Annotated in this window: 26 protein-coding genes; 13 read left to right on the plus strand and 13 right to left on the minus strand. The window is 40.3% G+C overall.

The window, feature by feature from the left end; genetic code table 11:
- The first annotated feature begins 88 nt into the window (after nucleotides 1–88).
- Genes ERX29_RS02655 through mnhG form a run of 7 tightly spaced genes read left to right on the plus strand, consistent with a single transcriptional unit; the run spans nucleotide 89 to nucleotide 5,755 of the window.
- Nucleotides 89–2,458 (plus strand): Na+/H+ antiporter subunit A, encoded by a 2,370-nt coding sequence (locus ERX29_RS02655; RefSeq protein WP_133443141.1) that lies wholly within the window; start codon nucleotides 89–91, stop codon nucleotides 2,456–2,458.
- A complete protein-coding gene (locus tag ERX29_RS02660; protein ID WP_133443142.1) occupies nucleotides 2,439–2,867 on the plus strand; it encodes a Na(+)/H(+) antiporter subunit B in 429 nt (142 codons plus the stop codon). Before ERX29_RS02655 ends, ERX29_RS02660 begins: the two co-directional genes overlap by 20 nt.
- On the plus strand, nucleotides 2,867–3,208 hold the full coding sequence (locus tag ERX29_RS02665; RefSeq protein ID WP_133443143.1) for a Na(+)/H(+) antiporter subunit C: 342 nt from the start codon (nucleotides 2,867–2,869) through the stop codon (nucleotides 3,206–3,208). Before ERX29_RS02660 ends, ERX29_RS02665 begins: the two co-directional genes overlap by 1 nt.
- Nucleotides 3,198–4,673 carry a Na+/H+ antiporter subunit D gene (locus ERX29_RS02670; RefSeq protein ID WP_133443144.1) on the plus strand — a complete coding sequence of 492 codons (1,476 nt, stop codon included), beginning with the start codon at nucleotides 3,198–3,200 and terminating at the stop codon, nucleotides 4,671–4,673. Before ERX29_RS02665 ends, ERX29_RS02670 begins: the two co-directional genes overlap by 11 nt.
- On the plus strand, nucleotides 4,673–5,152 hold the full coding sequence (locus ERX29_RS02675; RefSeq protein WP_133443145.1) for a Na+/H+ antiporter subunit E: 480 nt from the start codon (nucleotides 4,673–4,675) through the stop codon (nucleotides 5,150–5,152). The genes ERX29_RS02670 and ERX29_RS02675 overlap by 1 nt, the downstream gene beginning before the upstream one ends.
- The gene (locus tag ERX29_RS02680; RefSeq protein WP_133443146.1) at nucleotides 5,149–5,433 is read left to right on the plus strand and encodes a Na(+)/H(+) antiporter subunit F1; all 285 of its coding nucleotides are present in this window, start codon (nucleotides 5,149–5,151) and stop codon (nucleotides 5,431–5,433) included. The genes ERX29_RS02675 and ERX29_RS02680 overlap by 4 nt, the downstream gene beginning before the upstream one ends.
- Entirely contained in the window at nucleotides 5,414–5,755 is a 342-nt protein-coding gene (mnhG, locus tag ERX29_RS02685) for a monovalent cation/H(+) antiporter subunit G (RefSeq protein WP_133443244.1), read from the plus strand. The genes ERX29_RS02680 and mnhG overlap by 20 nt, the downstream gene beginning before the upstream one ends.
- Nucleotides 5,756–5,845: 90 nt before the next feature.
- Here mnhG and ERX29_RS02690 read toward each other — a convergent pair whose 3' ends face one another.
- From ERX29_RS02690 to ERX29_RS02725, 8 genes are all read right to left on the minus strand, one after another.
- Entirely contained in the window at nucleotides 5,846–6,244 is a 399-nt protein-coding gene (locus ERX29_RS02690) for a hotdog fold thioesterase (protein WP_207999150.1), read from the minus strand.
- Between the two features lie 19 nt (nucleotides 6,245–6,263).
- Nucleotides 6,264–7,577 carry a Na+/H+ antiporter family protein gene (locus ERX29_RS02695; protein WP_243719957.1) on the minus strand — a complete coding sequence of 438 codons (1,314 nt, stop codon included), beginning with the start codon at nucleotides 7,575–7,577 and terminating at the stop codon, nucleotides 6,264–6,266.
- A 64-nt stretch (nucleotides 7,578–7,641) separates the two neighbouring features.
- Entirely contained in the window at nucleotides 7,642–8,742 is a 1,101-nt protein-coding gene (locus ERX29_RS02700; RefSeq protein ID WP_133443148.1) for a hypothetical protein, read from the minus strand.
- A gap of 10 nt (nucleotides 8,743–8,752) precedes the next feature.
- Entirely contained in the window at nucleotides 8,753–9,073 is a 321-nt protein-coding gene (locus ERX29_RS02705) for a YuiB family protein (RefSeq protein ID WP_133443149.1), read from the minus strand.
- The gene (locus ERX29_RS02710; protein ID WP_133443150.1) at nucleotides 9,073–9,564 is read right to left on the minus strand and encodes an NUDIX domain-containing protein; all 492 of its coding nucleotides are present in this window, start codon (nucleotides 9,562–9,564) and stop codon (nucleotides 9,073–9,075) included. The genes ERX29_RS02705 and ERX29_RS02710 overlap by 1 nt, the downstream gene beginning before the upstream one ends.
- Nucleotides 9,565–9,635: 71 nt before the next feature.
- A complete protein-coding gene (locus ERX29_RS02715) occupies nucleotides 9,636–10,853 on the minus strand; it encodes an NAD(P)/FAD-dependent oxidoreductase (RefSeq protein WP_133443151.1) in 1,218 nt (405 codons plus the stop codon).
- 118 nt (nucleotides 10,854–10,971) lie between these two features.
- Nucleotides 10,972–11,331, minus strand: a complete 360-nt coding sequence (locus ERX29_RS02720) for a HesB/IscA family protein (protein WP_133443152.1) — start codon at nucleotides 11,329–11,331, stop codon at nucleotides 10,972–10,974.
- A gap of 10 nt (nucleotides 11,332–11,341) precedes the next feature.
- Nucleotides 11,342–11,578, minus strand: a complete 237-nt coding sequence (locus ERX29_RS02725) for a YuzB family protein (protein ID WP_133443153.1) — start codon at nucleotides 11,576–11,578, stop codon at nucleotides 11,342–11,344.
- A 123-nt stretch (nucleotides 11,579–11,701) separates the two neighbouring features.
- On the opposite strand from ERX29_RS02725, the gene ERX29_RS02730 reads away from it, so the two are divergent.
- Nucleotides 11,702–12,766, plus strand: coding sequence for an NAD(P)/FAD-dependent oxidoreductase (locus tag ERX29_RS02730; protein WP_133443154.1), 1,065 nt, complete (start codon nucleotides 11,702–11,704; stop codon nucleotides 12,764–12,766).
- 51 nt (nucleotides 12,767–12,817) lie between these two features.
- On the opposite strand, the gene ERX29_RS02735 is transcribed toward ERX29_RS02730, so the two are convergent.
- Complete coding sequence (locus ERX29_RS02735; RefSeq protein ID WP_133443155.1) at nucleotides 12,818–13,147, minus strand: YuzD family protein; 330 nt, start codon at nucleotides 13,145–13,147, stop codon at nucleotides 12,818–12,820.
- A gap of 81 nt (nucleotides 13,148–13,228) precedes the next feature.
- Between ERX29_RS02735 and ERX29_RS02740 the strand changes: the two genes are divergently transcribed.
- The 3 genes from ERX29_RS02740 to ERX29_RS02750 all read left to right on the plus strand — a co-directional run bounded on the left by ERX29_RS02740 (nucleotide 13,229) and on the right by ERX29_RS02750 (nucleotide 17,243).
- Nucleotides 13,229–13,471 carry a NifU family protein gene (locus ERX29_RS02740; RefSeq protein ID WP_041635844.1) on the plus strand — a complete coding sequence of 81 codons (243 nt, stop codon included), beginning with the start codon at nucleotides 13,229–13,231 and terminating at the stop codon, nucleotides 13,469–13,471.
- 137 nt (nucleotides 13,472–13,608) lie between these two features.
- Nucleotides 13,609–16,578 carry a formate dehydrogenase subunit alpha gene (fdhF, locus tag ERX29_RS02745; RefSeq protein ID WP_133443156.1) on the plus strand — a complete coding sequence of 990 codons (2,970 nt, stop codon included), beginning with the start codon at nucleotides 13,609–13,611 and terminating at the stop codon, nucleotides 16,576–16,578.
- The gene (locus tag ERX29_RS02750; RefSeq protein ID WP_133443157.1) at nucleotides 16,578–17,243 is read left to right on the plus strand and encodes a helical membrane plugin domain-containing protein; all 666 of its coding nucleotides are present in this window, start codon (nucleotides 16,578–16,580) and stop codon (nucleotides 17,241–17,243) included. Before fdhF ends, ERX29_RS02750 begins: the two co-directional genes overlap by 1 nt.
- Nucleotides 17,244–17,389: 146 nt before the next feature.
- Here ERX29_RS02750 and ERX29_RS02755 read toward each other — a convergent pair whose 3' ends face one another.
- Genes ERX29_RS02755 through ERX29_RS02765 form a run of 3 tightly spaced genes read right to left on the minus strand, consistent with a single transcriptional unit; the run spans nucleotide 17,390 to nucleotide 19,567 of the window.
- Entirely contained in the window at nucleotides 17,390–18,355 is a 966-nt protein-coding gene (locus ERX29_RS02755) for a 2-hydroxyacid dehydrogenase (protein WP_133443158.1), read from the minus strand.
- Complete coding sequence (locus ERX29_RS02760; protein WP_133443159.1) at nucleotides 18,348–19,142, minus strand: TIGR01457 family HAD-type hydrolase; 795 nt, start codon at nucleotides 19,140–19,142, stop codon at nucleotides 18,348–18,350. Before ERX29_RS02760 ends, ERX29_RS02755 begins: the two co-directional genes overlap by 8 nt.
- The gene (locus ERX29_RS02765; RefSeq protein WP_133443160.1) at nucleotides 19,139–19,567 is read right to left on the minus strand and encodes a DUF86 domain-containing protein; all 429 of its coding nucleotides are present in this window, start codon (nucleotides 19,565–19,567) and stop codon (nucleotides 19,139–19,141) included. Before ERX29_RS02765 ends, ERX29_RS02760 begins: the two co-directional genes overlap by 4 nt.
- A gap of 145 nt (nucleotides 19,568–19,712) precedes the next feature.
- Here ERX29_RS02765 and ERX29_RS02770 point away from each other — a divergent pair, with 145 nt between their 5' ends.
- Both ERX29_RS02770 and ERX29_RS02775 read left to right on the plus strand, forming a co-directional pair.
- Nucleotides 19,713–19,991, plus strand: a complete 279-nt coding sequence (locus ERX29_RS02770) for a hypothetical protein (protein ID WP_133443161.1) — start codon at nucleotides 19,713–19,715, stop codon at nucleotides 19,989–19,991.
- A 58-nt stretch (nucleotides 19,992–20,049) separates the two neighbouring features.
- Nucleotides 20,050–20,313 carry a DUF3055 domain-containing protein gene (locus ERX29_RS02775; RefSeq protein ID WP_133443162.1) on the plus strand — a complete coding sequence of 88 codons (264 nt, stop codon included), beginning with the start codon at nucleotides 20,050–20,052 and terminating at the stop codon, nucleotides 20,311–20,313.
- A 75-nt stretch (nucleotides 20,314–20,388) separates the two neighbouring features.
- On the opposite strand, the gene ERX29_RS02780 is transcribed toward ERX29_RS02775, so the two are convergent.
- Nucleotides 20,389–20,808, minus strand: coding sequence for a YutD family protein (locus ERX29_RS02780; RefSeq protein WP_133443163.1), 420 nt, complete (start codon nucleotides 20,806–20,808; stop codon nucleotides 20,389–20,391).
- Nucleotides 20,809–20,811 lie beyond the last annotated feature (3 nt).

Raw genomic sequence — 20,811 nt, forward strand, 5'->3', positions numbered from 1 at the left:
ATAAGGACGTTCGTTGCAGTTAACCAGCTGATGTTATTTAAAGCATCAAGAATTTTCTGTATACTTAGTTTATCAAGGGAGGTCTATTATGAGTCTATTACATACAGCAGTAAGTCTACCGTTTATCGGGGCTATGCTTATACCTGCCATTTATTACTATAATAAAAGGATTCACCCGGGTTATTTTGCATTGATCATTCCTATAGCGGCAGCTATTTTATTTATATTAGCTCAACTAAATAATCAAATAAATCAAACGTTGAACTGGATGCCGCATATCGGATTGAATCTTAATTTTAGAATGGATGGTATCAGCCTGCTATTTTGCATGCTGATCACTATTATAGGGGCACTTGTTATATTTTATTCGATACATTATTTGAACAAGAGAGAACAGCTCGGTCACTTCTATACATATTTATTACTCTTTATGGGAGCGATGCTCGGTGTTGTTCTTAGTGATAATGTGCTTGCACTCTATTTATTCTGGGAGCTGACAAGTATTTCAAGCTTTCTATTGATCGCCTTCTGGAACCATAAGCAAAAATCACTGGAAGGCGCCTTGAAATCAATGCTGATAACAGTGCTCGGCGGTCTGATGCTCCTCGGAGGTCTACTGACATTAGTAACGATTACTAATACGTTCAGTCTTCATGAAATGGTCAGTAAATCAGACGTGATCATACAGTCACCCTTATTCACTACTGCAATGGTATTTATACTGCTCGCGGCCTTCACGAAGTCAGCTCAGTTCCCATTCCATATATGGCTTCCTGATGCAATGGAAGCACCGACTCCAGTCAGTGCTTACCTTCACTCAGCAACAATGGTTAAAGCAGGGGTCTATTTAATCGCAAGATTCACTCCAATATTTGCACTGTCGGCCAGCTGGATCTACATTGTAACATTCGTCGGAGCGCTTACATTGTTCTGGGCATCATTCAATGCAGTGAAGCAGCAGGATTTAAAAGGGGTCCTTGCTTACAGCACTGTCAGTCAGCTCGGTCTGATGATGACGTTGCTCGGTATCGGCGGCCTTGGCGTTTACCATGATCATCAGCCTTTATTTTATGCAGCTGTTGCAGCATGTACATTCCATATCTTCAACCATGCATCATTTAAAGGAGCATTGTTTATGATAGTAGGAATCATTGATCATGAAACGGGTACTCGTGATCTGCGTAAATTGTCAGGACTCATTCAATTGATGCCTGTGACTTTCACTGCTGCGATAATCAGCGCACTGAGCATGGCTGGTGTACCGCCGTTCAACGGCTTTCTTTCAAAGGAGATGTTCCTCTCCAGTATGTTTGACATCAGTGAAAGCAATATATTTAATGGCCCATCGGTAGTTCTGCTGCTTGCACTTGTGATTATTGGAAGTTTATTTACATTCATCTACTCAGTAAAATTTATTAAAGATGTATTCTTCGGTCATTCTCCTGCAGTTGATAAGCAAGTACACGAGGCGCCGTTATTTCTGTTACTGTCACCATTAGTTATGGTTGCAGTTGTAGTCATTACAGGGTTGTTTCCTAATATTTTGACAGGTCTGATTGAAAGTGCCAGTTATGCTGTTCTTAATAAAGATATTGGACATCTCCATATTTCGCATTGGCATGGCATTAACCCTGCGTTAATCACGACATTGCTGATTTTTGCTATAGGTACAGCTCTTGTATTCGCCTATAAATATTGGCATTCTGTCTACTTATTACAGCGTCCAAACTGGACGTTCAACTATGTTTATCAGAAGGGCTTAACAGCAGTTGAGTCGATATCATATCATATCAATAATACGATTATTGCTTCTGGAATACGTAAGCATTTAATAATAATTTTTACTGCATTGATTGTGATGACAGCGGTGTTTCTGGCGCAGTCACCTCTAAACTTCGGTGACTGGCAGTTATCAGAAGTAAGATTATTTGAACTGATACTTGTCGTACTGATTCTGATTGCTACTTATATGATCATTGTTGCTCAGTCACGTATATTCAGTATTATTATGCTTAGTGCCATCGGTTATTCCGTCGGATTGTTCTTCGTCTTCTTCAATGCACCAGACCTCGCCTTGACTCAGCTGACGATTGAAACAATTTCTACAGCTCTGTTCTTAATGTGTTTCTATCATCTTCCTAAGCTATCACGCTATGAAGAAACTATTAAATTCAGACTGACTAATGCTGTTATTTCCGTTGGTGTCGGACTTGTTGTCACTATTATTGCTCTCATTGCATATGGACATAGGTTCTCACCTTCTATTGCAGAATACTATATTAAGAACGTCTATGAACTTGCCGCAGGCAAAAATATGGTCAATGTCATACTTGTTGACTTCCGGGGATTTGATACATTATTTGAATCTACTGTGCTAGGTATTGCCGGTATCGGAATCTATACGTTGATTAAATTACGCGACAAAAAGGAGGTTGAACATGAACAAACAGAGAAATGATGTGATCTTTCAGTTCTGCACACTGGTCGTATTTTTCATCATTATAATGTTCAGCTTCTCCATTTTTCTAGGTGGCCACTATACGCCTGGCGGCGGTTTTGTCGGCGGTCTTTTAGTTTCCGGCGCCCTCCTGCTCATTTTGATTGCTTATGATATTAGAACTTTGGAAAGAATCTTACCGATTGATTTTAAAAAAGTGATTGCTATCGGACTTGCGTTCTGTTATGCAACACCACTTATTGCATTATTAATGAATAAGCCTTTCTTTACTCACTTTTTCGGCGATCTGCATTTACCGCTGTTCGGTGATATTCACTGGCATACAGCCATGTTGTTTGATTTGGGCGTTATGCTTGCGGTCATCGGAACGACAATGACAATCATTCTGACGATTGGAGAGAATGAATAATGGAAGTTATTATGATTATATTAAGCGGTATCCTCATATCTGCAAGTGTCTACCTTATGTTATCACGCAGCCTTCTCAGAATAATTATTGGTACGTCTGTATTGACTCATGCAGTTAATCTGCTGCTACTGACAATGGGCGGTCTGAAACAAGGGGCGATTCCGATATATGATGAACATCTTAAACGCTATGTGGACCCGATACCCCAAGCACTTATACTAACAGCTATTGTTATCAGTTTCGCTGTCACGGCTTTCTTCTTAGTGCTTGCTTTCAGAAGTTATAAAGAGCTTGGAACTGATAATATGTCCATGATGAAAGGAGTGCCGGATGATGAGTAATCTATTAGTATTTCCTGTCATTATCCCGGCCATTTTTTCAATCATCTTAATCTTTATCGGTAAAAAACCGATATTGAAGAGAATGATTGTCTTAACCGGTGCAGTGACTACTACTATATTTGCAAGTGTCAACCTATGGTATGTTATCAATCATGGCATTCAGTTTCTTGAACTTGGTAACTGGCCGGTTCCATATAGCATCACATTAACCGTTGATCATTTAGGAGCGGCATTCGTTTTTACGTCATCTTTACTGACATCCCTTGTCATCATCTATTCCTATCAGTCCATCGGGATAGAACGTGAACGCTATTATTACTATGCTTCTCTGCTTTTTATGCTGACAGGTTTAAACGGTGCGTTTTCAACAGGTGATATTTTTAATCTGTTTGTATTCTTTGAAGTGTTTTTGATGAGCTCCTATGTACTTATGATTATCGGTGGTACAAAGATTCAGCTGCAGGAAAGTATTAAATATATACTCGTCAATGTCATTTCATCTTCGTTCTTTGTTCTTGCGATTGCTATGCTCTATTCAGTTGTTGGTTCACTGAACATGGCAGATATCAGCATTAAGCTGTCAGGTCAGGAAAATCAGCCAATTATTACACTCTGTGCCATATTATTTATCTTTGTGTTCGCCACTAAGGCTGGTATGTTTCCATTTTATTTCTGGCTGCCCGGTTCCTACTATGCCCCGCCGATTCCAATATTGACGTTATTCGGGGCCTTGCTTACTAAAGTCGGTGTTTATGCGATTATGCGGACATATGCGTTATTTTTCCCCACAGATGTTGTCGAATCATTTATAATGATTATCTCACTGTTGACCATCTGCTTTGGTTGTATCGGGGTGCTCGCATATAAAGATATGAAGAAGATTATCATCTACAACATCATGATTGCTGTTGGCGTCATTTTAGCTGGTGTCAGCTTATTAACAACAGACAGTATGATTGGCGCAATTTATTATGTCTTTAACGATATTTTAATTAAAGCTGCATTGTTTATGCTAGTCGGTGTCATTATCCATATTACTGGTGAGACGCAGATCAATAAGCTTGGTGGAATGATTAAAGAATATCCTGTTCTTGGCTGGACATTTTTTATCGCTGCTTTGTCACTTGCAGGAATTCCGCCTTTCAGTGGTTTTTACGGTAAGTATTACATTGTTAAAGCCGCAATTGCAGAAGGAAACATCCTTGCCGCAGTCATCATTTTATTAAGCAGTCTTGTTGTGCTGTACTCTGTCATTCGTATATTCATCCAAGTATTCTGGGGCACTCCAGTGTTGCTCAACAGTCCAGCCAGACCTTATAATAAACTGCTGATCATCAGCGTGATTACTACACTTCTTGCTGTTGCCTTCGGAGTATATGCAGAACAGCTCTATCCGCTATTCTATCAAGCAGCAGTTACACTGACTGAACCGTCTCATTATACACAGATTCTGGAGGTGAAATAATGGCGATACAGTTTCTGATCAATGTTTCACTGACAATGCTATGGTGTATGATTACTATGAGTTTTTCCTTCGGTAATATGGTTCTTGGTTTCATATTCGGTCTATTTGCGGTGTTCATCATGAGACCATTTCTGCCTGGACGCTTCTATTTAAGACCACTCGTTAAAAGCATCAGACTTGGATTCATCTTTATCATTGAACTATTCAAGGCTAATATTCATGTATTTAAGATCGTCATTTCCAAGGAAATCAATATAACACCTGCATTTTTCGCCTATCCAACAGAACTGACAAAGGACTGGGAAATATCATTACTATCGCAGATGATTACATTGACACCCGGCACAGTAGTTGTAGCTGTCAGTGATGACCGCAAAACACTTTATATTCATGCCATTAATTTTTCAAATCTGGAAGATGAAATAGAAGGAATCCGTTCATCATTTGAAGCAGCTATTAAGGAGATTGGTATACGATGACTATCGTAGTGATAATAGCGCTTATTATCGTAGCAGTTAGTATGCTCGGCTTTTTGTACCGTGCAATAAAAGGTCCTAGTGTTGCTGACCGGGTTGTCGCACTCGATGCACTTGGTATTTCTCTCATGGCCATCATCGCACTGTTTTCAATATTGCTTAATACAACGCATTACATCGGTATTATTATGCTGCTAGCCATATTGTCATTTCTCGGAACAGCATCATTTGCTAAATTTATGGATAGAGGAGAGATCATTGAATATGATAGACACAATCATTAATATAGCCGCAATGATTTTCATTCTCCTTGGAGCGACGATGAGCTTCGTCAGCGCACTCGGTCTATACAGGCTTCCTGATGTTTATACTCGAGCACATTCTGCCAGCAAAGCATCGACACTTGGAGTAATGTTCATCATGACAGGTGTGCTCTTGTTTTTTATAGCAAAGGATCATCAGTTTCAACCATCTCTGCTGCTTGCTATTCTGTTCATTTTTCTGACTGGACCTATCGGCGGTCATCTTATTATGAGAAGTGCCTATTACATCGGCGTACCCTATACTAAGAAAACCGTAAGAGATGACTTAAAGAACGCAAAGTAAATCATTTTGCTAAACAATTAAAGCGAACCATCTAAAGATTTGTCATTAAAAATCTTTGAATGGTTCGCTTTAATATTATATAAATATGTATTATCTCAACTGTTTGACGGCGACTGTACAACGCGCTGCTGACAGAAGCCGGTCAGCATCATCGTATACTTTAATATCCCATACATGTGTCGATTTTCCTTGATGCAATATTTCTCCGATTGCTGTTACTCTGCCCGCTCGGACAGAAGATACGTGATTGGCACTGATCTCCAGTCCAAGACCTATTTCCTTATCCAGGTCGATTAAATCGGCTGTTCCCATAGAAGCTACAGTTTCACTTAAAGCAACACTTGCACCGCCGTGGAGACAGCCGAAGGGCTGCTTCACTTTGTCTGTAACAGGCATGCTGATTGCCAGTCTACCTGGTGTTCTTTTTTCAATTTTCATTTCAAAATATGTCAATAGGCTATCAGTATTAAACAATTCATTAAAATCCATATGAAAATCCCCTTTTTGACTATAATACCATAGCGGCGATGAAGCCGAATATGATCAAAGGAATATTAAAAAGTAAAAATGTCGGTACGCATGTATCCCAAATATGATGATGCTGGCCATCCATGTTAAGTCCCGCAGTAGGACCAAGTGTTGAATCACTTGCCGGGCTTCCCGCATCACCTAACGCACCCGCTGTACCGATGATACTGATAATAGCAAGACTTGAAAGTCCCATGGCGTCACCGAATGGAATGAATAATGCTGCTATTATTGGGATTGTGGCAAAAGATGACCCGATACCTAACGTTACAACAAGACCGACGATCAGCATAAAGATAATTCCTAGTGGTTTACTGCCACCTGTCAGACTGACCATATCTTCAACAAGTGTCGTTACCTGTCCGGACTCTGTCATCACGTGAGCAAAGCCATTCGCTGTCAGCATGACCACTCCGATATATGCCATTATTTTAATACCTGTAGTCAGCTCATTGTCCATCGTACGCCAGTTAAAGACCCCAGAGATGAAGAAGATCAGAATTCCTGCAAGTGCCCCGAAAATCATTGATTCGGTCGTCATCTGAATGATAAACGTCCCTAGTATGGCAGCGATTGTCACAACTACTGTATAAGGCTTAATCACCTTTGCTGTAAATACTTCATCTGACACCGTTTTATATGTTCTCGGCTTTCTATAGATAATAAGACCAAGTATCAGACCAACTACAAATCCTAATGACGGAATAATCATTGCTTTCCATATATCATCAAACTGAATCGTATAATGCGCCTGGTCGAAACCTTTTTTAATGATTTCCTGGAAGATGTGTCCGAAACCAAATGGCAGGAGTACATAAGGGAAACAAAGACCAAATGTCAGAATAACGGCAATCATTCTTCTATCCATCTTCAATTCATTGAATAAGCTGAGCAGTGGTGGAATGATAATAGGAATAAAAGCGATATGAACAGGAATCAGATTTTGTGACATACATGCAAGTAAAGTAAGTGAAACAATAATGACAAGCTTAGTCACTGTTCGCGTTTTCACTGTACTGTCAACACGTATGATATTGATTATTTTTCCGATAAAGTAGTCGGTGATCCCGCTGTAGGAAATGAGTGCAGCAAACCCTCCAAGAAGTGCATAACTCAGCGCTACTTCTGAACCATCCCCTATTCCATCTGTGAATGCACCGATTGTTTCATTCAGGCCCATACCCGCAGTCAGACCGCCTACTAGCGCACCGACGAATAAAGCAAGCACGACATTCAAACGACATAAACTTAAAATAACCATTACGATTACTGCTATTAATACTGCGTTCATAATAAACCTCTATCCTTTAGTTTGGTAAAGTGATACCATACTAAAGTAACTTATTTGAATTGTTGTGTCAACCTTTATGAAATAGTGAATGATATATTTGAATCATAAAATATATTGGCAGCTTTACCTGGATTTTCAGCAGGCTGAACGGCTTATGATAATAATGGGCATAAGAATCATAGGAATCAGATGATAAACTGACCAGTCCCATAGCTATCTGTTTTTCACGTATGACATCCGAAGGAAATAACTGATATTCTGGTGTCTGGATACGGTACTTATAGGCAGTGCGCTGTAATGATAAAGATTCCCCGTAAGTCGTCATTCGCTGCTTGTTAACTGAACTAATCATTAAAACGACAGGCTGAACGTTATACTGGAAACCATAATGCAGCATATCGAATAATACAGCCGAAGTGTTTTCATCAGCACTTACAGCAATGCCGGAACGAGCGATTCTGTCTATTTGATTTTCCTCCTGATGATAGATGACAAATAGAACACTCACATCATCTGTCTGCTGAACTGCTAATATAAGTGGAATTAAATCAGGCAGTTCAGTATTCAGATCAATCGGTATAAGTAATACGTTCCTAACAATATCACCAGTACGCCATTCAATAGCAGCAGCTTGCTTGTCAGAGCATGCTGGAAGCAGCTGATACAGCTCATGCTGAGTAAATTCTGTCATTGTCCCTTTTAAACCATTGATTATTTTAATTAAGTCATCTTTAAAAGTAACTGACGTTAGATTTTTCATTGATTCAATAAGTTCTTCAGATACAGCAGCTTGATAAGCGGTAATTGTAGCAGGCGCAGTAAATTTAACAGTCCATGCAAGCGCCTTAAGCATTGGCTCGTCAAAGTATTTTGTGAGTACATTGAAATTAACAGTGATAGAGGCGTTCATCAAGTCAGTCAGCACTTCTACTACGGTGTCATGGAGTAACAACTGCTGCTCCATTGAAAATCGTTTAGGATTATCAAGATTGATTCCTACGATTCTCAATTCTTCATCTACAATATCTAGAGCATCGTGCTTCTCAAGATAATATATCTCTACATGCTTATTCACTGTTTCATTTTCTGTAGGGACCCATTGACCATAATGAAAAGGTAAAAAACACACATAGACTTCGTCTATATGTGTATGGGGTGGATGTGTCATAATATCTCTCCTAGAACATAGTATAACCGCTGCTACGTAAGCTTCTAATAACAAATCCTGCTACTAATGCTCCAAAGAGTCCACCGGAAAGCATAATGATATCAGCAGGTAATAAATGTGTCAAACCAGACAATAGTTTTTGAAATGCAAATTTAGGTTTCAGAAAATAATCAGCTGTTGATATTTTATCAACAATTGCACAGACAACCAGCGGATAAAACCCTGCCATTATCCATGTAGCTTTAAGCAGCATGTTTAAAATAAATGCAATTCCAAAAAATAATACAAAGAACAATAATACACTAATAATTAACTGAACTAAAGCAGTCATTATTGCCTCCTAAAAAATAAATGATATGTTGAATAGTTGAATTGTTTGCCTGGGGGTGTCTTACTGTTCAAAGGAAGCGGTTCTGATAAATTGTTAATAAATTCATGGACCATGGGTGAACACATCGAATCTGCAAGCAGAAAATCAGGTTTTTCCCATTTGACGTTTTTAATCTCGTCGTTAGGCAGTGAGATAGTGATTTCTGTAGTGAGTGGCTTTACAAGAAAAATAATCATATTGTCGGAAATCAACTCTTTAATGACGCCGCTTCTCACACCAATGACTCCCATAACTTCTCCTATTATACCGGTTTCTTCTTGCAATTCACGAAGTACTGCCTGATCAGCTGTTTCTCCGGCGTCAACAAAACCTGCACACATCGACCACATATCTTTCAGACCACCGTACTGTTTCTGAACGACCAGCCACTCATCGTGCTCATTGATAACAATTGCTGCAGCACCTAGCCAGACATTCCCGCATTTACTCATAACAATCCCCCTGATAAGAAAAAGAGACTTGCTGTTTACAAGTCTCTTTAATCGATTTAAAAACGGTTTTTTTACAGGAATTTACCTTTTTTGAATGCTACACCTGTACCACCGATTTTAAATAGTGCACGTGTATCGATTACTTTCTTCATAAACGCAGCTTTTTTACCTGTAATTTCTTTACCGAAGACTACACCGACACCATCATGTGACCCGAGTGACGCTACTGTACCTTTATCATCGTATTTAAACGTACCCAGTTGATCGTTGTTCAGTAATTTAACGATCTGCTTAGCAGTGAATTCACCTTGCTGCATAGCAATTTGAGCTGTAGTCGGTAATGGACGTTTGTTATCTCCTTCACCAGACATCACTGCTGAACAGTCACCGATGACAAAGATATCATCGTAACCATCGATGCGAAGATCGTCACGAACAACAATACGGCCGCGTTTAACGCCTTCAAATGATTCTTCCATCAAGTGGCTGCCGCGGACACCAGCTGCCCAGATTACAGTGTTAGCATACAGCTGTTCTTCCTGTTCCCCGTTTTTCACAACGAAACCATTTTCGTTTGCTGCAACAATAGGTGTAGCGATTTTAAATTCAACACCGCGAGCTTCAAGGTAATCAACAACATAATTCACCAATTTGTCTGAGAACATCGGAAGCATTTTTGGAGCAGCTTCTACACAAGTCATTTTAACTTTTGCTTGATCGATACCGTATTTTTTACATAACTCAGGCATTCTCTCAGTCAATTCACCTAATAGTTCAATGCCGGTAAACCCAGCCCCACCTACAAGTATTGATAGATCTTTTTCATCTTTGTCAGTACTTTGTGCATAATTAGCAAAACGTTCTTCGATATGAGCTGAAATGCGTCTTGCAGTATTGATGTTCTCGATCTGGAAGGCATGCTCTTTCATTCCACTGATGCCGAATGTCTCAGATTCAAATCCTAATGCAACGACAAGAATATCAAATTTGAAAGTACCGTTAGTTGTTTCAATCGTTTTTTCATCGCGGTTAATCTTTGTCACTTCAGCAGCCACAAAATCTACTTTAGATGCATCTAGAACACTCGCTACTGGATATAAACAGTCTTTATATTCACGTGTCCCAGCTGAAGCTTCATGCAACCATGTTGCTTCGTAATGATATTCATTTTTGTTGATCAGCGTAATATCACAGTCCTGAGCTGATACTAATTTCTGTAATTTTGCGATTGTCTGCAGGCCAGCATAACCAGCACCTAATACAACAACCTTTTTTCTTTCGAAACTCATCATATTCACCTGTCTTTTAAGATTATTATATTGTGATTTTAGTCACATAAACTATTAATACATTCCTTTGCTATCATAACTTGAATAGTAAATTTATTCAAGCTAATCGCCCTCATTTTTAGCAATTTTCAGGTGTTCCGGCAACTTCTCTCGTTCTAAATGAACTACCGCAGCCACATGCCGCGATAGCATTGGGATTATCGATTGCAAAACCTCCGCCCATCAAGGATTGCTTGAAGTCAATAGTCGTTCCGTTCAATATCGGTGCATCTGCTTGATCCACCAGTACATTGACACCATAAAAATTTAACAATAGATCATTTGCTCCCGGGTTCTCTTCAGCACTCATTCCATAAGAAAGCCCAGTACAACCGCCTCCTTTGACAGAGACTTTGAGATAACCGTTCGGCATACCATTTTTCGCCATCATATCCTTCACTTCATAGGCCGCTGCCTCTGTTAAAATGATAGTACTCATAAAATACCTCCTAAAATAGCCAATTTTCTTCGATATGTTTATATATGTTCTTTAGTAGTTCGTCTGCTGTTTCTCCTGTTACCACATCTCCGTTGACAAGCGCATAGAGATTCTCATTGCATAGACCGCAATAAGTCAGGCAGCCATATTCAAGGCAATCGACATCAGGATCTTCAGACAATGCATCAAACACACTCTGACTTCCAGCTGCCATGTTAGAAATACAGAACTCTACAATCGGATTCATTATTCACCTCAAACAAAAATTAATCTTAGTGACTAAAGCGCTACAAATAAACTGTAATCTATATTATAATTTATGATAGTTGAAAAAAGTAGAATTTTGACTTTAAAAGAAAAGGGGATCGAAATGAAAAATCTTGTACTGCTTGGCGGCGGATATGGAAACATGCGTGTAATGCAGCGTCTACTTCCATCTGTCTTACCTGAAGAATATACAATCACATTAATAGATAGAATTCCTTTTCAAGGATTAAAAACAGAATACTATGCACTGGCAGCTGGTACAGAATCTGATAAGGATATCCGTGTAGAGTTTCCTAAAGATCAGCGATTAAATCAGACATTCGGAGAAATCACTGCAATTGATCTTGATAAGCAGATAGTTTCAGTAGGAGATTCTCAAGTCGATTATGATGAGCTGATTATTGGTCTTGGTTGTGACGATAAATATCATAATGTACCAGGAGCAGATACTTATACGTACAGTATCCAGACTATCACTCAGGCAAGAAAGAGTTATCAGGCGATTGCAAACTTACCGGCTGGCAGTACTGTCGGAATTGTCGGCGCAGGTTTAAGCGGCATCGAACTGGCAAGTGAACTACGCGAATCGCGCTCTGACCTCAAAATTAAATTGTTTGATAGAGGCGAACGTATTTTACCGGCCTTCCCAGAGAAATTAAGCAAATACGTTAAAAAATGGTTTGATAAACACGATGTAGAAGTTATTCCAAAATCAAATGTTGTCAAAGTGGAACCAGGTAAATTATATAATAATGATGATACACATGAAGTCGATATTTGCGTATGGACAGCAGGTATTCAACCTGTTGAAATCGTCCGGAACCTCCCGGTGGAGTTCGGTGAAGGCAGCCGAGTCCGTGTGAATCAGTATCATCAGATTCCAACGCATCCTAATGTTTACGTTGTTGGTGACTGTGCTTTATTACCTCACGCACCAAGTGCACAGCTGGCTGAAGTGCAGGCTGAACAGATAGTGGATGTACTTAAGATGCAATGGGAAGGAAAGGCTCTTCCTGAAAAAATGCCTGAACTGAAAATGCAGGGTTTCATCGGTTCATTGGGAGATAAAGAAGGATTTGCCTTCTTGATGGACCGCACTGTCACAGGACGCATCGCAAGAATTATGAAGTCAGGCGTGTTATGGCTCTATAAATATCATAACGGCTAGAACTATTAAACGCCTTGGAGAAAAGTGTCCAGGGCGTTTAATTTATGACGATTATTTTTTTGATGGTTTAATAAAAATCCGCTCAATATATTTAGTCAGCTGTGGCAGCTGGATATATCCGTCTGCTACAACTTCATCATTCATTGTGATAAGCGGATAGAACAATTCGTCATTGTCAATCTGCTCAATTAAAGATTGATCGTAATCTGACTTACCTTCTTTATCAGTAATATCGATGTAATTGAAAGTAAAATCCAGGTTATTAAATTTTCGCCTTAAGTTCGGCTGTATCCAATCAAAAATATCTTTAGACGTCGGCGCATTGACACAGCTTGCACAAACGACATTTGCACCATATACATTGACTTTAATAGAATCCAAGTGCATCCCCCCTTAACCAATTCACTAAAATGTGCTATAGTAATTATACTATTAGCAAGGCTATAAAGAAAGGAGTCTCCTATGACTACAGAACAACAGACAATGTTCGACCAGGTTAATGAAGTTCTTGAGAAACTTCGCCCATTCCTATTACGTGACGGCGGTGACTGTGAATTAGTTGATGTTGAGGATGGTATCGTGAAATTACGATTACTCGGTGCATGCGGCACATGCCCTTCTTCTACTATCACTTTAAAAGCCGGTATTGAACGTGCACTTCTTGAAGAAGTACCAGGAGTTGTAGAAGTAGAACAAGTTTTTTAATATAATTCAAGACCACTCATGTGGTCTTTTTTTGTTTCTTGAGGCTTCCGACGGGTAATTAATTGTATATATTCTCAGTTTACATATAATGAAAATAGGCATAAAGTTTTTAATCTGAATTGAAAGAGGGGTTATTTATGAGCGAGACAACGACTCAGAATGTCAACATCATATTAAACGGTACTCAATTAGAACTTCCTGCAAGAGCTAATCTTCTTGAATACTTAAGATGGCAGGGCATTGATGTTCCATCACTTTGTTATCATTCAGATCTTGGTGCTATTGAAACATGTGACGCTTGTATTATTGAAGTTAACGGGGAACTCGTACGTGCATGTAGTATCGAATTTAAAAACGGTGATGTTGTAAAGACGGGAACGAGTGAAGCATTTGAAGCACAGATGATCGCTATGGACCGCATCCTTCATAATCATGAACTTTACTGTACAGTTTGTGATTTCAATAATGGTAACTGTACAGTTCATAATACGGTCAAACAATTGAAAATTGACCATCAGGCAACCCATCAGTCACCAAAAGGAGCACCTGTTAACAGAGGCAAATTTTATCGTTATGACCCAGATCAATGTATTTTATGTGGCCGCTGTGTTCAGGCATGTCAAAACGTGCAGGTCAATGAAACACTATTGATTGACTGGGAGCTTGAACGACCGCGCGTCATATGGGATGGAAATGGTTCTACTGCTATCGACGATTCTTCATGCGTTAACTGCGGACACTGCTCAACAGTCTGTCCATGCAATGCGATGATGGAAGTCGGTATGGAAGGTGAAGCAGGATTCCTGACAGGAATGCTAAAAGATGCATTCCGTCCTGCGGTAGAAGTGACAAAAGCTGTTGAAACAGGTTACACCCCGCTGATGGCTATTTCTGACATTGAAGCTGAGATGCGTCAAGATAGAATTAAAAAGACAAAAACAGTATGTACTTACTGCGGGGTCGGCTGTTCATTTGAAGTATGGACAAAAAGTCGCGATATTCTCAAAGTTGAACCGTCACCTGAGGCTCCTGCCAACCAGATTTCTACTTGTGTCAAAGGTAAATTTGGCTGGGATTTCGTCAACTCCGGTCAACGTTTGACAAAACCATTGATTCGTGACGGTGCAGAATTCAGAGAGGCAACATGGGAAGAGGCATATCGCCTAATCGCTATGAACTTTAAAGAGACACTTGAAAAACGTGGACCGGAACGACTGGCGTTCATTACATCTTCCAAGTGTACAAATGAAGAGTCATATTTAATGCAGAAGCTTGCACGTGCTGTTATTGGCACTAACAATGTCGACAACTGTTCAAGGTATTGTCAGTCACCTGCTACGATGGGCTTATGGCGTACAGTCGGTTATGGTGGTGACTCCGGTTCTATTACAGATATCGCCAGTGCCGAGCTGATTATCGGAATCGGTACAAATACTGCGGAAGCGCATCCAGTCATCGCCACCCGCGTGAAGAGTGCTCAGAAATTACATGGCTCAAAACTACTTGTATCTGATCTAAGAAAACATGAACTTGCTGAACGCGCAGATATGTTTATCCGTCCAAATCCAGCTTCAGATCTTGTCTGGCTTAATGCAGTCACGAAGTATATCATCGATAATAACTGGCAGGATCAGCAATTCATTGACGAACACGTCAATCACTATGATGAGCTCGTTAACAGCCTTGAAAAATATACATTGGACTACGCGGTACAGCATACAGGACTAACTAAAGAAGAATTAATCCGTGTGGCTACAATGATTCACGAAGCAAAATCAACAGTGATCATGTGGGCGATGGGAATCACTCAGCAGCGAGGTGGCAGTGATGCTTCTACAGCAATTTCCAACCTGCTGCTTGTCACAGGTAACTATATGAAACCTGGTGCCGGTGCTTATCCGCTTCGTGGTCATAATAACGTGCAGGGTGCGAGTGATATGGGTAGTATGCCGGACCATCTGCCAGGCTACCAGAAGATCACAGATGAAGAAGCTATGGCTAAGTTCAGCAATGCATGGGGCGTTAAGTTGAATCCAAATAAAGGTCAGAATAATCACCAGATGGTCGACGCGATGCATTCTGGTGAACTGGACCTGCTATATTTAAAAGGTGAAGATATGGGAATTGTCGATTCAAATATCAACCATGTCAGAGCTGGCTTTGAAAAACTTAAATTCATGGTCGTGCAGGATATCTTCTTCTCTAAGACTTGTGAATATGCAGATGTAGTTTTACCTGCTTCACCAAGTTTTGAGAAAACCGGAACGTTTTCTAATACAGAACGCCGTATACAACGCTTAAATCAGGTATTTGAACCATTGGAAGGATCAAAACCTGACTGGGTCATTATACAGGATATTGCAAATCATTTAGGTGCAGGATGGAACTATACACATCCAAGCCAAATTATGGATGAAATCGCTGCTCTTACGCCGATTTATGCCGGTGTAAGTTATGATCGCCTGGATGGATTCAATAGTTTACAATGGCCCGTCCATGCTGACGGCACTGATACACCACTGCTCTTTACAGAAGGATTCCCGTTTGATGACAAGAAAGCGAGATTATTTCCTGTAGACTGGACACCGCCGACTGAATACGGCGAAGAATACGATATTCATGTCAATAACGGGCGTCTGCTGGAACATTTCCACGAAGGAAACATGACTTACAAAGTAGCCGGACTGAAAAGCGAGACACCTGAGACATTTCTTGAAGTATCGCATGAACTAGCTGCAGAGCGCGGTATAGAAGACGGAACTTTAGTTCGTCTGCAGTCTCCGTACGGTAAAGTAGATGTAAAAACAATCGTGACTGACCGCGTTTTCGATAAAGAAGTCTACTTACCGATGAACGATTCAGGTGATGCTGCTATTAATTTACTATCCAGCTCTATTGCAGATAAGAATACTTCTACACCTGCTTACAAAGAAACAAAAGCAAAACTCATGATTCTGGAGCGTGGCGGCAGATCACCGCTTCCATCCTCTAACTTCCGCTATGGCAATCCTATACCGCAATATGGCGTGAACGTGCAGCAGAAATGGGCACGTCCAGATTATGTCTTCCCTGGAGATATTGTCAGAGAAAGAAGAGGTGGCAAATAATGGCGCAACCAACTAAAGTTATTAGAAGAACAGAAGTAAATGTTGATGAGCTCCGTTCAGAGGAGCTGCGCGAACTCGAGGACCAGCTGATGATGCATAAAGATACATTGCTCAAACTGTTCCGCCTGATGGAACAACTGGACAATCACGAAGTGTTCAACGCACTGAACGCCGGTCTCGCAAAAAGTGACCCTATACTGACACGTGTACTGAATGCATTGAATGAGACAGAGATTGATAAAGCTATCCGTAACGGCCTTTTACTTTCTCAAGGACTCGGCAAGTTTAAATTCGATGCACTTGAGCCTATGATTCTAAAAATCAATAAAGGATTTGAATTATCAGCTGAGCACAATGAAAGGCAGTCACTTGGCTTGATCAGTCTGCTTAAAGTTTTAGTAAGCCGTGACTTCATCGAAGGTGCTGTATTCCTGACAAAGTTTGTTCAAGGATTCGGAATCAGTACTGAGCGCTTAAAACAGGAACAAGGTATCGTTGACCCTGTTCAGACCATTGCGGGTGATTGGGAAGACGTCAATAAAGTTGAGCCTCCAGGAAAATCAGCTCAACAACATTACAGCAGCTCTCCAACATTTCTTGGACTTGCTGCTGGTGCTGCAGTAATTGCTGCTGGTATTATTGTTATTAAAAATTTATCTGAGTAATAAACACCACCTTAAAATAAAAGACCATAAAAAAGAAAGACCGAGACAAAATTGTAAATGTCTTCGAAAACGTCACACGGTGAATCCTGAGAAAATCACCCGTATGAAGTTAACGCGAAGAATGACAACTGTTCTGGTCTTTCTTTTTATTTGTTTTTGACAGCCGTGAGCGGCTCTTCACTGTTTAGTATATGTCGTGCATTATCGACACATAACTGAATCATAGCATCTCTTGTTTCAACAGATGCGCTGCCGATATGAGGTAAGATGACGATATTCGGCTCCTTTAAGAATGGATGATCTTCTTTAATCGGTTCGACAGCAAGTACATCAAGTCCAGCAGCGAGAATATCTTGGTTTTGTACAGCTTGAAGCAAATCTTCTTCAATGACGTGACCGCCACGTCCGATATTGATGAAAATTGCATCGTTTTTCATCTGCTGGAATACTTCCTTATTGAACTTACCTTTTGTCTCATCAGTCAATGGCGCTGTGCAGACAACATAGTCACTCTCTTTAATCAGTTCATCAAATTCGGCATAAGACACGCCAATGCCCTGCTCCGCTTCTTCATGTCTTGAACGGTTATGATAAAGAATCTTCATACCGAATCCCTTGCAGCGTTGTGCAAAAGCCTGACCAATCATACCCATGCCATAGATACCCACTGTTTTTCCGTAGACGTCTTTACCGGCCATTAAATATGGTGACCAGCCAACCCAGCCGCCGCTTTGAACCATCTCTGCTGCTTCAGTGATACGGCGCGCTGTCACGAGCATCAGTGTAAAAGCAAGTTCTGCTGTTGTTTCAGTCAACACGTCCGGTGTATTGCACACAATAATTCCTTTTTCTGCTGCATAGTCCAGATCAATATTATCATAGCCGACTGCCAGATTGATCACTGCTTTTAATTCAGGGCAGTTATCAATATATTCCCGATCAACTTTATCGCTCAGCATCGTGATAACGACTGTTTTATCATTGCTTTGCTCGAGAAATGCTTCTCGGGGCATCGGTTTCAGCTCTTCCGGATACATCGTTACTTCCGACATCTGCTGCAAATCATTTAAAAATCGTTCCGGCACTGCTCTAGTAATTAATATTTTATTCATAGGTCTTTCTCCCTTCATAATAATCAATCACTTCAAGCAAGTTTTTCACAGAATAAGTCGGAGGAATCTTCTCTTCCAAAATAGCTTCGTATGTTGTTACTCCTGTCTGAACATGCAGCGTATCAATGCCGCTGTTAATACCAGACATGATATCGGTCATATAGAGATCCCCGATCATCACCAGTTCTTCTTTCGGCAGACCGATTAACTCCACTGCTTTGTTCATAATATGCTGTTCCGGTTTACCGATATATACTGGTTCAATGCCTGTAGACACAGCTACAACACTTGTCAGTGCCCCGTTGCCTGGTAAGAATCCACGTTCAGTCGGGATCGATACATCTGGATTAGTCGATATAAACGTTGCTCCATTACGGACTGCAAGACATGCCACAGCATATTTCTCATAGGTGATATCAACATCGAGACCGATTACGACATAATCTACATCTTCTGTGACTTTGACGACCAGTCCAGCGTCTTCCAGTGCCGTTCTGATGCCTGTTCCACCAATGACATAGACACTAGCCCCCGGCTTTTCCTCAGCAATATACATTGCAGTCGCCATTGCAGACGTCACGACATTGTCAGCAGTACTGACAAAACCCATGCTGGACAATTTATCCGATACTTCTTCAGGGGTCTTTGAAGCGTTGTTGGTCACAAATAAGTACGGAAGGTTATGCTCGGCAAGGTAATCGATAAACTCCTTAGCCCCTTCGATGATACGTGTCCCAGCATACATCGTGCCATCTAGATCGAGCAGATAACCTCTATACTTCTTCATGCTCTGCCTCCTTTACCGAACGCCGACACAGGTCCAAGTTCATTGTCGATAAATGACAGGACGGAAGGCTTAAATGACTGATAAGCCGACATGTGCTCAGAAAACTGCTGCTTCAACGCCTGATGATTTATCGCTGTATAATCTCTGACCATCCACTGTCTCAGCGGAAGTGTCTCGGTAATAGCTTTTGCATCATCACGACTGATGACTTTCTCCATTTCCAGAATATCAATGACATCCTGATAGCTGCCGGGATCTCTCATGATGAATCCATCGATTATCATATTTCCAACGTCGACCACGCTTTCAATCAGCATATGACATATACGTTCCAACCCATATCCCTGTGCTTCACTGAAACTGTGAGTCAACTGTTCAATATAATCCAGTTTGAGTTGTAATTCTTCTCTGTCCACAAAATACATATGATCGCCTCCATACTTAGTTTAACAAATTTCTGCAAGTACGACATGGCTGATATATCACTCTCAGTAAATAAAAATCGTTGTGAAGTTTAGAAATATTGATTGCAAGGTATATATTAAGAAATCAGAATGAGGAGATGGCACAATGACTTTAAACAACGAATTTACAAAAGAAATTTTATCTGTACTTGAAAACAACAAAGATTTAGGTTTCAGTGATGTTGCAGAAATCGGAGAGCGAATTAAAGCTCATAACAGTCATCTGAACTTCACTGACGCCGAATTGGAACAGGCGCTAAATACACTGTATGAGCAGCGCGATATTGAAAGTATTAAGCTGACTTTCGGTGAAACAGGTCAGAATGACTTTGAAGCAATTGGTTTAACTGATAAAGGCAAACAAGTTCTTACAAGCTTAAGATAATCCGTTCTTCACTTGTTTACATTTATTGTTACAATAGTGAGGACTGGAGGTACAACCTATGATTGACATGTTTTTATATGATGATACGGATAAGGCAAACATCCGATTTGTCAGCTTTATCGGTGAATCGCGCTATGATCTAACATTAATACAGACAGACCGTCATTATGGAAAGACGATTGTGCTTAATACCCAATCTAATAAATTCGGAATTATCGGCCGAGATGACCTAGAAGAAGAAGGCTATATTGCTTATGCACTCGGTTTAAGCGATAAAGAGGCTGAAGATGTAATAGAATTCCTTTCGGATATTATCGGGTAATTATCATAAAAAATGGTTCACATTTATTATGTGGATCATTTTTGTCGTTAATATAAAAAATAGCTGCCGCGGCAGCTATTTTAAAAATTGTTTCAATGTTTTTGCAGTGGTTTCCTGAGTGATACTTTCAGCATTTACTTCAACCGGTTCTTCTTCCACATCAATAGTTTCAGTAACTAGCATGTCAATATCTTCTGCTGTCATTCGCACGACTTCATGAGCAGTCAGTCGTCTCAGCACGAAGTACGGACAGCCAAAGTTACAGTACTCGAGAAGATAATCCTGTATGCTGGAAAATCTTTTACTGATGTCCGCCTTTTTATTCCGGTCTTCATAGAATCCTTTTAATCTCAGCTGCTCGAAACCGATATCTCCTACTATGACCGGATATTTATCAAGTACTTCAGAATATCTATTTTCAAACTGCTCCTGATTAAATGCTTCCCGGTAGTTCTCGATGATATCAAAGTAATGCTCACCTAGTTTAATGACCATATG

Source organism: Macrococcus lamae (genome assembly GCF_004359545.1).
GTDB lineage: Bacteria > Bacillota > Bacilli > Staphylococcales > Staphylococcaceae > Macrococcus > Macrococcus lamae.

Excerpts from the sequence above, each read along its gene's own strand:
- ERX29_RS02655 (WP_133443141.1), top strand. The coding sequence starts at position 89 with ATGAGTCTATTACATACAGCAGTAAGTCTACCGTTTATCGGGGCTATG.
- ERX29_RS02660 (WP_133443142.1), top strand. The coding sequence starts at position 2,439 with ATGAACAAACAGAGAAATGATGTGATCTTTCAGTTCTGCACACTGGTC.
- ERX29_RS02665 (WP_133443143.1), top strand. The coding sequence starts at position 2,867 with ATGGAAGTTATTATGATTATATTAAGCGGTATCCTCATATCTGCAAGT.
- ERX29_RS02670 (WP_133443144.1), top strand. The coding sequence starts at position 3,198 with ATGATGAGTAATCTATTAGTATTTCCTGTCATTATCCCGGCCATTTTT.
- ERX29_RS02675 (WP_133443145.1), top strand. The coding sequence starts at position 4,673 with ATGGCGATACAGTTTCTGATCAATGTTTCACTGACAATGCTATGGTGT.
- ERX29_RS02680 (WP_133443146.1), top strand. The coding sequence starts at position 5,149 with ATGACTATCGTAGTGATAATAGCGCTTATTATCGTAGCAGTTAGTATG.
- mnhG (WP_133443244.1), top strand. The coding sequence starts at position 5,414 with ATGATAGACACAATCATTAATATAGCCGCAATGATTTTCATTCTCCTT.
- ERX29_RS02690 (WP_207999150.1), bottom strand. The coding sequence starts at position 6,244 with ATGGATTTTAATGAATTGTTTAATACTGATAGCCTATTGACATATTTT.
- ERX29_RS02700 (WP_133443148.1), bottom strand. The coding sequence starts at position 8,742 with ATGACACATCCACCCCATACACATATAGACGAAGTCTATGTGTGTTTT.
- ERX29_RS02705 (WP_133443149.1), bottom strand. The coding sequence starts at position 9,073 with ATGACTGCTTTAGTTCAGTTAATTATTAGTGTATTATTGTTCTTTGTA.
- ERX29_RS02710 (WP_133443150.1), bottom strand. The coding sequence starts at position 9,564 with ATGAGTAAATGCGGGAATGTCTGGCTAGGTGCTGCAGCAATTGTTATC.
- ERX29_RS02715 (WP_133443151.1), bottom strand. The coding sequence starts at position 10,853 with ATGAGTTTCGAAAGAAAAAAGGTTGTTGTATTAGGTGCTGGTTATGCT.
- ERX29_RS02720 (WP_133443152.1), bottom strand. The coding sequence starts at position 11,331 with ATGAGTACTATCATTTTAACAGAGGCAGCGGCCTATGAAGTGAAGGAT.
- ERX29_RS02725 (WP_133443153.1), bottom strand. The coding sequence starts at position 11,578 with ATGAATCCGATTGTAGAGTTCTGTATTTCTAACATGGCAGCTGGAAGT.
- ERX29_RS02730 (WP_133443154.1), top strand. The coding sequence starts at position 11,702 with ATGAAAAATCTTGTACTGCTTGGCGGCGGATATGGAAACATGCGTGTA.
- ERX29_RS02740 (WP_041635844.1), top strand. The coding sequence starts at position 13,229 with ATGACTACAGAACAACAGACAATGTTCGACCAGGTTAATGAAGTTCTT.
- fdhF (WP_133443156.1), top strand. The coding sequence starts at position 13,609 with ATGAGCGAGACAACGACTCAGAATGTCAACATCATATTAAACGGTACT.
- ERX29_RS02750 (WP_133443157.1), top strand. The coding sequence starts at position 16,578 with ATGGCGCAACCAACTAAAGTTATTAGAAGAACAGAAGTAAATGTTGAT.
- ERX29_RS02755 (WP_133443158.1), bottom strand. The coding sequence starts at position 18,355 with ATGAATAAAATATTAATTACTAGAGCAGTGCCGGAACGATTTTTAAAT.
- ERX29_RS02760 (WP_133443159.1), bottom strand. The coding sequence starts at position 19,142 with ATGAAGAAGTATAGAGGTTATCTGCTCGATCTAGATGGCACGATGTAT.
- ERX29_RS02765 (WP_133443160.1), bottom strand. The coding sequence starts at position 19,567 with ATGTATTTTGTGGACAGAGAAGAATTACAACTCAAACTGGATTATATT.
- ERX29_RS02770 (WP_133443161.1), top strand. The coding sequence starts at position 19,713 with ATGACTTTAAACAACGAATTTACAAAAGAAATTTTATCTGTACTTGAA.
- ERX29_RS02775 (WP_133443162.1), top strand. The coding sequence starts at position 20,050 with ATGATTGACATGTTTTTATATGATGATACGGATAAGGCAAACATCCGA.
- ERX29_RS02780 (WP_133443163.1), bottom strand. The coding sequence starts at position 20,808 with ATGGTCATTAAACTAGGTGAGCATTACTTTGATATCATCGAGAACTAC.